The 13,651-nt window shown below is 65.0% G+C and carries 14 protein-coding genes and 1 tRNA gene; 13 read left to right on the plus strand and 2 right to left on the minus strand.

The genetic code is table 11. The annotated features are described in order from the left end of the window. The first annotated feature begins 105 nt into the window (after window positions 1-105). Complete coding sequence (locus tag QW887_RS20765) at window positions 106-963, plus strand: class I SAM-dependent methyltransferase (protein ID WP_316170110.1); 858 nt, start codon at window positions 106-108, stop codon at window positions 961-963. A 17-nt stretch (window positions 964-980) separates the two neighbouring features. On the opposite strand, the gene pepT is transcribed toward QW887_RS20765, so the two are convergent. Then, window positions 981-2,237, minus strand: coding sequence for a peptidase T (pepT, locus tag QW887_RS20770; protein WP_316194899.1), 1,257 nt, complete (start codon window positions 2,235-2,237; stop codon window positions 981-983). A gap of 681 nt (window positions 2,238-2,918) precedes the next feature. Here pepT and QW887_RS20775 point away from each other — a divergent pair. Continuing rightward, window positions 2,919-2,995 (plus strand) — tRNA-Asp (locus tag QW887_RS20775). A gap of 194 nt (window positions 2,996-3,189) precedes the next feature. Here the strand turns inward: QW887_RS20775 and QW887_RS20780 are convergent. Beyond that, a complete protein-coding gene (locus QW887_RS20780) occupies window positions 3,190-3,390 on the minus strand; it encodes a hypothetical protein (RefSeq protein WP_315711542.1) in 201 nt (66 codons plus the stop codon). 589 nt (window positions 3,391-3,979) lie between these two features. Between QW887_RS20780 and QW887_RS20785 the strand changes: the two genes are divergently transcribed. The 11 genes from QW887_RS20785 to nuoI all read left to right on the plus strand — a co-directional run bounded on the left by QW887_RS20785 (window position 3,980) and on the right by nuoI (window position 13,646). Then, window positions 3,980-4,345: an NADH-quinone oxidoreductase subunit A gene (locus QW887_RS20785; protein WP_316194938.1), complete on the plus strand. Its 366-nt coding sequence runs from the start codon at window positions 3,980-3,982 to the stop codon at window positions 4,343-4,345. Next, the gene (locus QW887_RS20790; protein WP_173424458.1) at window positions 4,342-4,926 is read left to right on the plus strand and encodes a NuoB/complex I 20 kDa subunit family protein; all 585 of its coding nucleotides are present in this window, start codon (window positions 4,342-4,344) and stop codon (window positions 4,924-4,926) included. Before QW887_RS20785 ends, QW887_RS20790 begins: the two co-directional genes overlap by 4 nt. A gap of 12 nt (window positions 4,927-4,938) precedes the next feature. Continuing rightward, window positions 4,939-5,544 (plus strand): NADH-quinone oxidoreductase subunit C, encoded by a 606-nt coding sequence (locus tag QW887_RS20795; RefSeq protein ID WP_315711544.1) that lies wholly within the window; start codon window positions 4,939-4,941, stop codon window positions 5,542-5,544. Window positions 5,545-5,558: 14 nt separating this feature from the next. Then, window positions 5,559-6,755 carry an NADH-quinone oxidoreductase subunit D gene (locus QW887_RS20800; RefSeq protein ID WP_315711546.1) on the plus strand — a complete coding sequence of 399 codons (1,197 nt, stop codon included), beginning with the start codon at window positions 5,559-5,561 and terminating at the stop codon, window positions 6,753-6,755. Then, window positions 6,755-7,714 (plus strand): FkbM family methyltransferase, encoded by a 960-nt coding sequence (locus QW887_RS20805; RefSeq protein ID WP_316194901.1) that lies wholly within the window; start codon window positions 6,755-6,757, stop codon window positions 7,712-7,714. Before QW887_RS20800 ends, QW887_RS20805 begins: the two co-directional genes overlap by 1 nt. Before the next feature lie 14 nt (window positions 7,715-7,728). Next, a complete protein-coding gene (gene nuoE / locus QW887_RS20810) occupies window positions 7,729-8,340 on the plus strand; it encodes an NADH-quinone oxidoreductase subunit NuoE (RefSeq protein ID WP_172109602.1) in 612 nt (203 codons plus the stop codon). After that, the gene (locus QW887_RS20815; RefSeq protein ID WP_315711550.1) at window positions 8,337-8,552 is read left to right on the plus strand and encodes a hypothetical protein; all 216 of its coding nucleotides are present in this window, start codon (window positions 8,337-8,339) and stop codon (window positions 8,550-8,552) included. Before nuoE ends, QW887_RS20815 begins: the two co-directional genes overlap by 4 nt. Window positions 8,553-8,574: 22 nt before the next feature. Then, window positions 8,575-9,900 (plus strand): NADH-quinone oxidoreductase subunit NuoF, encoded by a 1,326-nt coding sequence (nuoF, locus tag QW887_RS20820; RefSeq protein WP_315711552.1) that lies wholly within the window; start codon window positions 8,575-8,577, stop codon window positions 9,898-9,900. 99 nt (window positions 9,901-9,999) lie between these two features. After that, a complete protein-coding gene (gene nuoG, locus QW887_RS20825) occupies window positions 10,000-12,069 on the plus strand; it encodes an NADH-quinone oxidoreductase subunit NuoG (protein ID WP_316188235.1) in 2,070 nt (689 codons plus the stop codon). A 10-nt stretch (window positions 12,070-12,079) separates the two neighbouring features. Continuing rightward, window positions 12,080-13,150 (plus strand): NADH-quinone oxidoreductase subunit NuoH, encoded by a 1,071-nt coding sequence (gene nuoH, locus QW887_RS20830; RefSeq protein WP_315711556.1) that lies wholly within the window; start codon window positions 12,080-12,082, stop codon window positions 13,148-13,150. Window positions 13,151-13,157: 7 nt separating this feature from the next. Next, entirely contained in the window at window positions 13,158-13,646 is a 489-nt protein-coding gene (nuoI, locus tag QW887_RS20835) for an NADH-quinone oxidoreductase subunit NuoI (protein WP_006611003.1), read from the plus strand. The last annotated feature ends 5 nt before the right edge of the window (window positions 13,647-13,651 follow it).

Raw genomic sequence — 13,651 nt, forward strand, 5'->3', positions numbered from 1 at the left:
CCCACTTTCTTCCTCAAGCGCATCGCGGCCTCGTGCCTTGACAGGACAGGCGGCTGCATGCGCCATGCCGGCTCTTGCGATGACCTCAATCAGACAGGGCACATCATGCAATTGCCGGCAGGGGACGACCGCAACGCCGACCAGATCGCCTATTGGAACGGGCCCGGCGGCCAGCGCTGGTCCGATCGCCAGGAGGCGCAGGATATCCTGCTCGCACCGGTGTCGCAGATCCTGATCGAGCGTATCGCCGCCAAGCCGGGTGATCGCATTCTCGACATCGGCTGCGGCTGTGGTGGTTTGTCGATCGCACTGGCCGGGCAGGCGGCGCCCGGCGGCTCCGTTCTCGGCGTCGACATCTCCGCACCGATGCTCGAGCGGGCGCGCGCGGTGGCGCCGGCCGGGCTTCCCGCCGAGTTCGTGCTGGCCGACGCCACCGTGCATCCGTTCGCGCCGGCGAGCTTCGATCTGCTGGTGTCGCGGTTCGGGGTGATGTTCTTTGCCGATCCGGTGGCGTCGTTCGCCAACATCCGCCGTGCGCTGAAGCCGGGCGGCCGGGTCGTGTTCGCCTGCTGGCGCGAGCCGAAGGCCAATCCCTGGATGATCGCGCCGCTGCAGGCGGTCTATCGTCACGTCCCGAAGCTGCCGGAGATGGCGCCGGAGGATCCCGGCCCGTTCGCCTTCGCATCCGAAGCGCGAGTGGCGCGGATCCTGGGCGAGGCCGGCTTCAGCGACGTCGCGCTGGAGGCGCATGCGCTGTCACTCGACATCGCCCGCGGGCAGGGTCTCGAGGCGGCAGTGGAGTCGGCCTTCGAAATCGGCCCCGCCAGCCGCGCGCTGGAGGGGCATCCCCAGGAGACGCGCGAGGCGGCGCGGCAGTCGGTCCGCGAGCTGCTGACGCAGCATGTACGCGGCGACAGCGTGACGCTCGCCGGCTCGATCTGGCTGGTGACGGCGCGCGTCTGACGCGCGCCGGACGGCGCTCAGGATCGCTCTTCCCAGATCATCGCCAGATGGATGATGGTCTGCGCCGCCTTCTCCATGTCCTGGACGCTGACCCATTCGAGACGCGAGTGGAAGGCATGCTCGCCGGCAAAGATGTTGGGGCAGGGCAGTCCCATGAACGACAGCCGCGAACCGTCGGTGCCGCCGCGGATCGATGTCTTGACCGGCGTCAGGCCGGCGCGGCGGATCGCCTCCTCGGCATAGGTCACGATCTCCGGATGCAGATCGATGACCTCCTTCATGTTGCGGTATTGCTGCCGAACCTCCATCCGATAGCTCGAGCGCGGATAGTCCTTCAGGACATCCCTGACGATGTCCTCGAGCAGCGCTTCCTTCTGCCGCAGGCCCTGCTCGCTGAAATCGCGCACGATGAAGTCGAGTCGCGCCTGTTCGAGCGCGCCGGAGATCCCGACCGGATGCAGGAAGCCTTCCTTGCCCTCCGTCGTCTCCGGCGAGCAGCCATCCTTCGGGAGCCGATCGACGATTGCGGACGCGATCTTGATCGCGTGCTCCATCTTGCCCTTGGCAAAGCCGGGATGGGCGCTGACGCCGTTGATGAGGATGGTGGCGCCGTCGGCGGCAAAGGTCTCGTCCTCGATGTTGCCGGCGGTTTCGCCATCCATCGTGTAGCCGAAGTCGGCGCCGAGCTTCTTCAGGTCGACCCGGTCGACGCCACGGCCGATCTCCTCGTCCGGCGTGAACAGGATCTTGATGGTGCCATGCTTGATCTGCGGATTGCTGATCAGGAACTGCGCCGCGTCCATGATCTCGGCGATGCCGGCTTTGTTATCGGCCCCGAGCAGGGTGGTGCCGTCGGTGGTGACGATGTCGTTGCCGATCTGGTCCTTCAATGCAGGATGCTCAGCCGCACGGATGATCTGGCTCGGGTCCCCCGGCAGCACGATGTCGCCGCCCTGGTAGTTGCGCACGATCTGCGGCTTCACGTTGGCCCCGGAGCAATCGGGCGACGTGTCCATGTGCGAGCAGAAGCAGATCACCGGCACGGCCTTGTCGGTGGTGGCGGGGATGGTCGCATAGACGTAGCCATGGTCGTCCAGGTGGGCGTCCGAGAGGCCCATTGCCTGCAGCTCGGCTGCGAGCATCCGGCCGAGATTCTTCTGTTTGAGCGTCGAAGGACAGGTCGGCGACGTCGGGTCCGACTGGGTGTCGATCGCGGCGTAGCGGAGCAGGCGCTCGGTGACGGAGTGGGTGTAGCTGCGAAGCGGGTCGGACATGGGCACCAAGAGAGAGAGAGGGAGACGTTACTGGAGGTATCAGTATACTAATATATCAGTTATTGCATGCCAGATACCAGGGGGTGGCAACCTATCAATGGTTTCCGCTCTGATCAAAGATCGTCCGCCAGCTCCCGTGCGGAATACGGCGGGTCGCGGGCCGGCGTTGATCAGCACCGCCTCGCCGACAGCAGGATTGCGCACTCCGGCGCGCGCCACCTGCAGGATACCGACTCCGGCGATTCGAAGCTCATCTTCCTCGCACCGGTGGCGGGCGATTCGTGGGCAGCGTCCGCGAGGAATCTCCTCTCACTCGCTTCCTGGTCAGCAAGTGCGCCTCGGTGGGGACCGCGGCCGGAAATTTCAATGCCCGGTCGGAAGCATGCGCGGTCGGACTTGGCGCCCATTTTGCCATATCCGGCCTGCGACGTCGTCGCGAAGCGACCGCCAGCGCCGCCGCCGCGGGGCGGGGTTGCCGCGGTCCGGAAGGAGAGACGCGGGACAGGTCGATTTGGCCCATCACCGTGCGGCGACTAACGTCGGCTGCCCGGGCCCAGCCAAGGAGATCGGGCGTCCTGCATTGCTCCCCCATCAAGGACTTCGCACAGCTGTCGGTTCATTGTCCTTGACTTCGAAACATCGCCCCTTTAAGTCGCACTCCTCCGCGGATTTCGCGATCACGCGGGAGTAGCTCAGTTGGTTAGAGCGCCGGCCTGTCACGCCGGAGGTCGCGGGTTCGAGCCCCGTCTCTCGCGCCATGTTTTCAATGGCTTAGCTTTCGATATGATCCGTCCGCTGGCGCAATCAGCGCCGCCGCGCGATCCCTTCCCGTCTACGACCTGGCGCTCCGCCGGACTGCAAGTGCTCCGTCGCCGATTTTCCGATCGGGCATGAAAAAGGCCACCCGGCGGGTGGCCTGCGATTGCCGTCAGATGGCAGCGGAGCAGTGGCCTCAGCGGACGACCATCGAGTCGCTGGAACTCGTCATGGTCACCGGCTTGCCTGCCTTCACGACGTGCGATGCCGTCTGGCTGTAGTCGACGTTGGCGCGGGTCGCGATGCCGAAAGCGGTCACCGCGATGCCGGCGACCAGGGCAACGACGACGATCTTCAGATGGGTCGATCGGTCTGCGGAATGCAGCGAGTGGTTCATGTCAGCCTCCCGGCGTCTCAGAGCGCCACTTTGTTGCCTGGACATGTACCCCCGCTTTGTTTCGATCCCGTTTCTTCGTTTCCTCAAAATGGTTTCATCGGTTGCAGCCGCCGCGGCGGCAATCGGGAGTATGCGGCCGGGGCTAACAGCGCGCGGCGGTGCCGGTATCGACGGCGGCCGTGGATGATCTTGATCCGGTGGCCCTTCGTGACCATCTCCCGCGGTAACGGAAGCCTATCGGGTGACGGTCCCGTCGCCTCGTTTGGATCTCCCGATCGAGCGCTGATCCGCATCCGTCTCCGACCAGCCAGCCTGCGCACACCGGCGTGCGTCCTCGCGATTGCTGATCGCCTCAGCGTCCTGCGTTGGACCGTGCGGCACCGTAATGCTGCGGGTCTGCAATGCGGCTCCTGCACGCGTCATCCGCGGCGCCGTTGCTCGGTGTGTCCGGGTTTCCGCAATGTGGGGAGGGATGACACCGGCGAGACGGCTTGTCTTGCGCGGCTTGGTGCGCTGCGCTAAGGCTTCGACCAATTCCAATGCAACGAGTCTGCGGTTTGCACCGAAACCGCAGAGGAAAGTGGCGCCGATGACCGGCATCCTTCAGAACTATCTCCCCCTCGTCGTTTTCATAGGTGTCGCAGCCATCATCGGGGTGGTGCTGCTGATCGCGCCGTTCCTGGTCGCCTACCAGCAGTCCGATCCCGAGAAGCTCTCCGCGTACGAGTGCGGCTTCAATGCGTTCGACGACGCCCGCATGAAGTTCGACGTCCGCTTCTATCTGGTTGCCATCCTTTTCATCATCTTCGACCTCGAAGTCGCCTTCCTGTTCCCCTGGGCAGTCGCATTCGGCAAGCTCGGCGCGGCCGGCTTCTGGTCGATGCTGGTGTTCCTGGCCGTGTTGACGGTCGGGTTTGCCTACGAATGGAAGAAAGGCGCGCTTGAATGGGATTGAGCCCGACCACGTCCTCGACCGGGCCGGCGATCGCTCCGGCCCCGAAGGGCATTCTCGATCCCGCGACCGGCAGGCCGATCGGTGCCAACGACCCGTATTTCCTCGAGGTCAGGCACGAACTGTCGGACAAGGGATTCTTCGTCGCCACCGCTGACGATCTCATCACCTGGGCCCGCACCGGCTCGCTGATGTGGATGACGTTCGGCCTGGCCTGCTGCGCCGTCGAGATGATGCAGGTCTCGATGCCGCGCTACGACGTCGAGCGGTTCGGCTTCGCGCCGCGCGCCTCGCCGCGCCAGTCCGACGTGATGATCGTCGCCGGCACGCTGACCAACAAGATGGCGCCGGCGCTGCGCAAGGTCTACGACCAGATGCCGGAGCCGCGCTACGTCATCTCGATGGGGTCGTGCGCCAATGGCGGCGGCTACTATCACTATTCCTATTCGGTGGTCCGCGGCTGCGATCGCATCGTTCCCATTGACATCTACGTGCCCGGCTGTCCGCCGACCGCCGAAGCGCTGCTGTACGGTGTGCTGCTGCTGCAGAAGAAGATCCGGCGCACCGGCACCATCGAACGCTGAAGGTTTTTCGTTATGGACGACGGCAGGCTCGACACCCTTGGGCAGACGATCGTAAGCGCGCTCCCGGGCGCCGCGATCGGCCATACGGTCGCTTTCAATCAGCTCACGGTGAACGTGGAGCCCGCCCGGATCGTCGAGGTCGTGACACATCTGCGCGACGATCCGGCTCTCCGCTTCGTCAACATCACCGACATCACGGCGGTCGACTATCCTGAGCGCGCCAAGCGTTTCGATGTCGTCTACCACTTCCTGTCACCGACGCTGAACGCGCGCATCCGGCTGAAGGCCGAGGCCGACGAGACGACGCAGGTGCCGTCGCTGATCGATGTCTTTCCGGGCGCCGATTGGTTCGAGCGCGAGGCCTACGACCTCTACGGCGTGATCTTCGTCGGCCACCCTGACATGCGCCGCCTGCTGACGGATTACGGCTTCGACGGCCATCCGCTGCGCAAGGACTTCCCGACGACGGGGTTCGTCGAGGTGCGCTACGACGATCAGGAGAAGCGGGTCATCTACGAGCCGGTGCGGCTCAACCAGGAATTCCGCAAGTTCGATTTCCTGTCGCCCTGGGAAGGTGCGGACTATCCGCTGCCGGGCGATGAGAAGGCGACGAAGTGAGTGGGAGCGCGAGCATGAACGAGCAGAGCCCGGCACTCCGCAACTTCACGATCAATTTCGGTCCGCAGCATCCGGCGGCCCACGGCGTGCTGCGCCTGGTGCTGGAGCTGGACGGCGAGGTGGTCGAGCGCGTCGATCCGCATATCGGCCTGCTGCATCGCGGCACCGAGAAGCTGATCGAGACCAAGACCTACATGCAGGCGATGCCCTATTTCGATCGGCTCGACTACGTCGCGCCGATGAATCAGGAGCATGCCTTCTGCCTCGCCGCCGAACGCCTGCTCGGCATCGAGGTTCCGCGCCGCGGCCAGCTGATCCGCGTGCTCTACTCCGAGATCGGACGGCTGCTGTCGCATCTGCTCAACGTCACCACCCAGGCGATGGACGTCGGCGCGCTGACCCCGCCGCTGTGGGGCTTCGAGGAGCGCGAGAAGCTGATGGTGTTCTATGAGCGCGCCTCCGGCTCGCGCATGCACGCCAACTACTTCCGCATCGGTGGCGTCCACCAGGACCTGCCGCCGAAGCTGATCGACGACATCGACGCATTCTGCGATCCGTTCCTGAAGGTGGTCGACGATCTCGACCGGCTTCTCACCGGCAACCGCATCTTCAAGCAGCGTAACGTCGACATCGGCGTCGTGACCCTGAAGCAGGCCTGGGAGTGGGGCTTCTCCGGCGTGATGGTGCGCGGCTCGGGCGCGGCCTGGGACCTGCGCAAGTCGCAGCCCTACGACGTCTATGCCGAGATGGAGTTCGACGTTCCGATCGGCAAGAACGGCGACTGCTACGACCGCTATCTGATCCGCATGGAAGAGATGCGCCAGTCGGTGCGTATCATGAAGCAGTGCATCCAGAAGCTGCGCGCACCGGACGGGCAGGGCCCGGTGATGATCACCGACAACAAGATCGCTCCGCCGCGCCGTGGCGAGATGAAGCGCTCGATGGAAGCGCTGATCCACCACTTCAAACTCTACACCGAAGGCGTGCACGTGCCGGCAGGCGAGATCTATGCGGCCGTCGAGGCGCCGAAGGGCGAGTTCGGCGTCTATCTCGTCGCCGACGGCACCAACAAGCCGTACAAGTGCAAGATCCGCGCTCCGGGCTTCGCGCATCTACAGGCGATGGATTTCATCTGCCGCGGCCATCTGCTCGCCGACGTCTCGGCCATTCTCGGCTCGCTCGACATCGTGTTCGGAGAGGTGGACCGCTGATGGGCCATGCGCCGATCCAGTTCGATCGTGCTTCCGGAGCGCTCGAAGGAGCGAACCTCTGGGAGCGCACGGCTGCATTGGCGCTGTCGACCGGCTCGAAGATTTCCTCGCATTTCTCGCATCGCGGCTACAACCGCTGTGCCAATCTGCTGCGGCTGGCGCTGCCCGAACGCGACATCGCGGTGAAGCTCAACCCGGACGCCGTGTTCGAGTTTCCCTATGGCGACGGCTATTGGAGCAAGCTGCTCAACCGCGACTATCACTATGAGGACGAACTCGAGTTCCTGTTTCTCGGCACCGTCGATGTCGACTACACCTTCATCGACGGCGGGGCCAATTACGGCTACTGGTCGGTGCTGGTGTCGAGCACGCCCTACGGCGCGCACAAGGCGATCGCGATCGAGCCGTCCTCGGCGAACTTCGCCAAGCTCGCGAACAATGCGCAGATCAACGGCGGCCGCTTCGAAGTGATGAAGTGCGCCATCGGCGAACGCTGCGGCGTCGCGCATCTCACCGGTACCAAGCACGAGGCCTTCAGTATCGCCGGCGACAACGCCGGCGGCGAGCAGGTGCCGGTGATGGCGCTCGACGATCTGATCGACGACGGCAAGGTCGCCGCTTCCGGCAAGTACCTGATCAAGCTCGACGTCGAGGGCGTCGAGATCGAGGCGATCAAGGGCGGGGCGCGGCTGCTCGCGACCGACAGCATGATCCTGTGCGAGGAGCACGGCCAGGATCGCAACCATACGGTCTCGCGCTACATCCTCGATCAGACGCCGATGCAACTGATGGTCTACGACCCCGCAAGCGGCCGCCTCGAGACCGTGACAGAGCTGTCGATCCTCGACCGGATCAAGGCGTCCGCCCACGTCGGCTATAACGTGTTCGGAACTGCAAGTGCCTTCTGGCAGAATCGCGTCGCAGCGCTCAATGCAAGTGCCGCGCGCCGCATGCAATGAAAGATTGAAGAGCCATGTCCGTCCGCCGTCTTGCCCCGAAGGAAGTCCAGCCCGCGAGCTTTGCGTTCACGGACGAGAACCTTGCCTTCGCCAAAGCGCAGATCGCGAAATATCCGGAAGGCCGCCAGGCCTCGGCCGTGATCGCGATCCTGTGGCGCGCGCAGGAGCAGAACGAAGGCTGGGTGTCGGAGGCGGCCATCCGCGTCGTCGCCGACATGCTCGGCATGCCGTACATCCGCGTGCTCGAGGTGGCGACCTTCTACACGATGTTCCAGCTGCAGCCGGTCGGCAAGAAGGCGCATGTGCAGGTGTGCGGCACCACACCGTGCCGTCTGCGCGGCGCCGAAGAACTGATCGAGGTCTGCAAGCATCGCATCCATCACGATCCCTTCCACCTGTCGAAGGACGGCGACTTCAGCTGGGAAGAGGTCGAGTGCCTGGGCGCCTGCGTGAACGCACCGATGGTGCAGGTCTGGAAGGACACCTATGAGGACCTGACGCCGGAGAGCTTCGGCAAGGTGCTCGACGGCTTCGCGACCGGCAACCTGCCGACGCCGGGTCCGCAGAATGGCCGCCAGTTCTCGGCGCCGGCGGGCGGGCCGACCACGCTGAAGGAGAAGACATGAGCCGCAATCGCACCCGCGTTGCGGCCCTGACCGAAGAGGGCGCCGCAATGAAGAACTGGCGCTACGTGGCACTGCATACGCTCGCAGCCGCCGCTTTCATTTTCGTGCTGCAGCGGTTCGCGCTCAATGCGACGCTGGAGTCCAGTCTGCTGTGGGCCTTGGTGTTCGGCGGCTGCGCCGCCTTCATCGCCACCATGCAGTCGAACCGCTGACACCCGAGGAAGCCGTCTGATCATGCTCGACGACAAGGACCGCATCTTCACCAACCTCTATGGCCTGCATGATTGGGGCCTCGAAGGCGCACGCCGGCGCGGCAGCTGGGATGGCACCAAGGCGCTGATCGAAAAAGGTCGCGACTGGATCATCAACGAGATGAAGGCTTCCGGCCTGCGCGGCCGCGGCGGCGCCGGCTTCCCGACCGGCTTGAAATGGTCGTTCATGCCGAAGGAATCGACCGACGGTCGGCCGAGCTACCTCGTGGTCAACGCCGACGAGTCCGAGCCCGGCACCTGCAAGGATCGCGAGATCATGCGGCACGATCCGCATCATCTCGTCGAGGGCTGCCTGCTGGCCAGCTTCGCGATGAACGCGCATGCCTGCTACATCTATGTGCGCGGCGAGTTCATCCGCGAGCGCGAGCGGCTGCAGGCGGCGATCGATCAGGCCTATGAGGCCAACCTGATCGGCAAGAACAACATCCATGGCTGGCCGTTCGATCTCTATGTCGCGCATGGCGCCGGCGCCTATATCTGCGGCGAGGAGACCGCGCTGCTGGAGAGCCTCGAAGGCAAAAAGGGCCAGCCGCGGCTGAAGCCGCCTTTCCCAGCGAACGTCGGCCTCTATGGCTGCCCGACCACCGTCAACAACGTCGAGTCGATCGCGGTGGCGCCGACCATCCTGCGCCGCGGCGCCGCGTGGTTTGCCGGCATCGGCCGTCCGAACAATGTCGGCACAAAACTGTTCTGCATCTCCGGTCACGTCGAGCGGCCTTGCAACGTCGAAGAGGCGATGGGCATCCCGTTCCGCGAGCTGATCGAGAAGCATTGCGGCGGCATCCGTGGCGGCTGGGACAATCTGAAGGCGGTCATCCCCGGCGGCTCGTCCGTGCGCATGGTGCCGGCCGAGCAGATCATCGATACGCCGATGGATTTCGACAGCCTGTCGAAGCTGCGCTCCGGCCTCGGCACCGCGGCCGTGATCGTGATGGACAAGTCGACCGACCTGATCCGGGCGATCGCGCGCATTTCCTACTTCTACAAGCATGAGAGCTGCGGCCAGTGTACGCCGTGCCGCGAGGGCACCGGCTGGATGTGGCGCGTGCTGACGCGCATGGCCGAGGGCCGGGCGCACAAGCGCGAGATCGACATGCTGCTCGAAGTCACCAAGCAGATCGAGGGCCACACGATCTGCGCGCTGGGCGACGCGGCAGCTTGGCCGATCCAGGGGCTGATCACGCATTTCCGTCACGAGATCGAGGCGCGCATTGACCAGTATTCGCACAAGGCCGATGTCGACGACGTGGGCGTGCGCGATCCCGCGCACATGGTAGCGGCGGAGTAGGTGATGGCGGCCCGGTTCGCCAGCAACGTTTTCCCCGCGCTCGCGCCCTCACGGTGCGCAGCGGCGCGGTGGTCCGTGGTTTGAGAGAGATGTGAGGCAATGACCAAGATCATCATCGATGGCAAAGAGATCGATGTGCCGCCGGAGTACACGCTGTTGCAGGCGTGCGAGGCGGCGGGCGCCGAGATCCCGCGCTTCTGCTATCATGAGCGGCTGTCGATCGCCGGCAACTGCCGGATGTGCCTCGTCGAGGTGAAGGGCGGACCGAAACCGGTCGCGAGCTGCGCCTGGGGCGTGCGCGACTGCCGGCCGGGCCCGAAGGGCGAGCCGCCGGAGATCTCGACGCGGTCGCCGATGGTCAAGAAGGCGCGCGAAGGCGTGATGGAATTCCTTCTGATCAACCATCCGCTGGACTGCCCGATCTGCGACCAGGGCGGCGAGTGTGACCTGCAGGACCAGGCGATGGGCTATGGTGTGGACACCAGCCGCTTCGCCGAGAACAAGCGCGCCGTCGAGGACAAGTATCTCGGCGCATTGGTCAAGACCTCGATGAACCGCTGCATCCAGTGCACGCGTTGCGTCCGCTTCTCGGCGGAAGTCTGCGGCGTGCCGGAAATGGGCGCGATCGGCCGTGGCGAGGACATGGAGATCACGACGTATCTCGAGCAGGCGCTGAGTTCGGAGCTGCAGGGCAATCTGGTCGACATCTGCCCGGTCGGTGCGCTGACCTCGAAGCCCTACGCTTTCGCCGCACGCCCCTGGGAGCTCGGCAAGACGCAGTCGATCGACGTCATGGATGGCGTGGGCTCGGCGATCCGTGTCGACACCCGCGGCCGCGAGGTGATGCGCATCCTGCCGCGCATCAACGATGCCGTGAACGAGGAGTGGATCTCCGACAAGACCCGCCATGTCGTCGACGGCCTGCGCACGCAGCGGCTCGATCGTCCCTACGTTCGCGAGGATGGCAAGCTGCGCGCCGCCTCCTGGCCGGAGGCGTTCAAGGCGATTGCCACCAAGCTGTCGCGCATCGACGGCAAGCGCATCGGCGCGATCGCCGGCGATCTCGCCGCGGTCGAAGAGATGTTCGCGCTCAAGGATCTGCTCGCCAAGCTCGGCTCGACCAACGTCGCGGTGCAAGGCGGTGACAGCTTCGATGCCAAGCTCGGCCGTGCGTCCTATCTGTTCAATCCGACCATCGCGGGTATCGAGCAGGCCGACGCGATCCTGATCATTGGCGCCAATCCGCGCAAGGAAGCGGCCGTGCTCAACGCCCGCATCCGCAAGCGCTGGCGCTCGGGCCAGCTCAAGGTCGGCGTGGTCGGTCCCAAGGCCGACCTGACCTATGCCTATGAGCACATCGGCGCGGGCACGGACTCGCTGAGCGACGTCGCCGCCGGCAAGCACTCGTTTGCGACCACCTTCCGCAACGCCAAGAACCCGATCGTGCTGGTCGGCGCCGGCGCCGCCGCGCGCCACGATGGCGGCGCGATCCTGTCGCTGGCCGCCAAGATCGTGATGGACGTCAACGCCGTGCGCGACGACTGGAACGGCTTTGCCGTGCTGCACGACACCGCCTCGCGGGTCGGCGCCCTCGACATCGGCTTCAACGGAACCGGCCTCACGGCTGCGCAGATGACGACGTTCGGCACCATGGACGTGATGTTCCTGCTCGGCGCTGACGAGGTCGATGTGCCCGAGGGCGTTTTCGTCGTCTACATCGGTACCCATGGCGACCGCGGTGCCCATCGTGCCGATGTCATCCTGCCGGGGGCTGCCTACACCGAGAAGTCCGGGCTCTACGTCAACACCGAGGGCCGGGTGCAGATGACGGGCCGGGCGTCATTCCCGCCGGGCGAGGCACGCGAGGACTGGGCGATCATCCGGGCGCTGTCCGACGTGCTCGGCAGGAAGCTCGGCTACGACTCGCTGGCCGCGCTGCGCGTTGCGATCATCAAGGCCGTGCCGCATCTTGGCCGCGTCGACCAGATCGAGGCGGGCAAGATCGCCGACATCAAGACCCTGGCTGGCAAGGGCGGCAACCTCGAGAAGGCACCGTTCAAGCCGCTGATCGACGACTTCTATCTCACCAATCCGATCGCGCGCGCATCGGCGGTCATGGCGGAATGTTCCCGTCTGGCTTCCGGGCAGATGCTGACGGCAGCGGAGTGAGCGTGACCTGATGGCTGATTTCTTCGCAAGCTCGTTCTGGACCGGCTTCCTCTGGCCGCTGATCATCATGGTCGCGCAGAGCGTCCTGCTGCTCGTCGTCCTGCTGGTCGCGATCGCCTACATCCTGCTGGCCGACCGGAAGATCTGGGCGGCGGTGCAGATCCGCCGGGGTCCCAACGTGGTCGGGCCCTGGGGCCTGTTCCAGTCGTTCGCAGACCTGCTGAAGTTCGTGCTCAAGGAGCCGATCATTCCGGCCGGCGCCAACAAGGGCGTGTTCCTGCTGGCACCGCTGGTGTCCTGCGTGCTGGCGCTGGCGGCCTGGGCGGTGATCCCGACCAATCTCGGCTGGGCGATCGCCGACATCAATGTCGGCATTCTCTTCATCTTCGCGATCTCGTCACTGTCGATCTACGGCATCATCATGGCCGGCTGGTCGTCGAACTCGAAGTATCCGTTCCTGGCGGCGCTGCGCTCGGCGGCGCAGATGGTGTCCTACGAGGTCTCGATCGGCTTCGTCATCATCACCGTGCTGCTCTGCGCCGGCACCTTGAACCTGTCGGCGGTGGTCGAGGCGCAGCATGCCCGCGGGCTTGCGAGCCTGATCGGCCTGCCGCAGCTGACGATCCTGAACTGGTACGTCTGGCCGCTGTTCCCGATGTTCGTGGTATTCTACGTCTCGGCGCTGGCCGAGACCAACCGTCCGCCCTTCGATCTCGTCGAGGCGGAATCGGAGCTCGTTGCCGGCTTCATGGTGGAATACGGCTCGACGCCGTATCTGCTGTTCATGCTCGGCGAGTATGTCGCGATCACCACGATGTGCGCGCTGGCGACGATCCTGTTTCTGGGTGGCTGGCTGCCGCCGATCGATCTGCCGCCGTTCAACTGGGTGCCGGGCGTCATCTGGTTCTCGCTCAAGCTGTTCTTCATGTTCTTCCTGATCGCGATGGCGAAAGCGATCGTGCCGCGCTACCGCTACGACCAGTTGATGCGACTGGGCTGGAAAGTGTTCCTGCCGCTGTCGCTGGCCATGGTGGTCATCGTCGCAGGCGTGCTGCACTTCGCCGGCATCGCGCCGAAATGAGGCTGTCATGAACATTTCCGCCACCGCACGGTCGCTGCTGCTGCAGGAGTTCGTCTCCGCATTCTTCCTCGCGATGCGCTACTTCTTCCAGCCGAAGCCGACCCTGAACTATCCGTTCGAGAAGGGCCCGATCTCGCCGCGCTTCCGCGGCGAGCACGCGTTGCGGCGCTATCCCAATGGCGAAGAGCGCTGCATCGCCTGCAAGCTGTGCGAGGCGGTCTGTCCCGCGCAGGCGATCACGATCGAGGCCGGTCCGCGCCGCAACGACGGCACCCGTCGCACGGTGCGCTACGACATCGACATGGTGAAGTGCATCTATTGCGGCCTGTGCCAGGAAGCTTGTCCGGTCGACGCCATCGTCGAAGGACCGAACTTCGAGTTCGCGACCGAGACCCGCGAGGAGCTGTATTATGACAAGGCCAAGCTGCTCGCGAATGGCGACCGCTGGGAGCGCGAGATCTCCAAAGCCATCGCGCTCGACGCGCCGTACCGCTGAGGCCG

The organism is Bradyrhizobium sp. SZCCHNRI3052 (assembly GCF_032484895.1).
Lineage (GTDB): Bacteria > Pseudomonadota > Alphaproteobacteria > Rhizobiales > Xanthobacteraceae > Bradyrhizobium.

What these genes read in the sequence shown, in the direction of transcription:
- QW887_RS20805 (WP_316194901.1), top strand. Translation starts at nt 6,755, where the DNA reads ATGGGCCATGCGCCGATCCAGTTCGATCGTGCTTCCGGAGCGCTCGAA.
- nuoF (WP_315711552.1), top strand. Translation starts at nt 8,575, where the DNA reads ATGCTCGACGACAAGGACCGCATCTTCACCAACCTCTATGGCCTGCAT.
- pepT (WP_316194899.1), bottom strand. Translation starts at nt 2,237, where the DNA reads ATGTCCGACCCGCTTCGCAGCTACACCCACTCCGTCACCGAGCGCCTG.
- nuoH (WP_315711556.1), top strand. Translation starts at nt 12,080, where the DNA reads ATGGCTGATTTCTTCGCAAGCTCGTTCTGGACCGGCTTCCTCTGGCCG.
- nuoG (WP_316188235.1), top strand. Translation starts at nt 10,000, where the DNA reads ATGACCAAGATCATCATCGATGGCAAAGAGATCGATGTGCCGCCGGAG.
- QW887_RS20815 (WP_315711550.1), top strand. Translation starts at nt 8,337, where the DNA reads ATGAGCCGCAATCGCACCCGCGTTGCGGCCCTGACCGAAGAGGGCGCC.
- QW887_RS20780 (WP_315711542.1), bottom strand. Translation starts at nt 3,390, where the DNA reads ATGAACCACTCGCTGCATTCCGCAGACCGATCGACCCATCTGAAGATC.
- nuoE (WP_172109602.1), top strand. Translation starts at nt 7,729, where the DNA reads ATGTCCGTCCGCCGTCTTGCCCCGAAGGAAGTCCAGCCCGCGAGCTTT.
- QW887_RS20765 (WP_316170110.1), top strand. Translation starts at nt 106, where the DNA reads ATGCAATTGCCGGCAGGGGACGACCGCAACGCCGACCAGATCGCCTAT.
- QW887_RS20795 (WP_315711544.1), top strand. Translation starts at nt 4,939, where the DNA reads ATGGACGACGGCAGGCTCGACACCCTTGGGCAGACGATCGTAAGCGCG.
- QW887_RS20800 (WP_315711546.1), top strand. Translation starts at nt 5,559, where the DNA reads ATGAACGAGCAGAGCCCGGCACTCCGCAACTTCACGATCAATTTCGGT.
- nuoI (WP_006611003.1), top strand. Translation starts at nt 13,158, where the DNA reads ATGAACATTTCCGCCACCGCACGGTCGCTGCTGCTGCAGGAGTTCGTC.
- QW887_RS20785 (WP_316194938.1), top strand. Translation starts at nt 3,980, where the DNA reads ATGACCGGCATCCTTCAGAACTATCTCCCCCTCGTCGTTTTCATAGGT.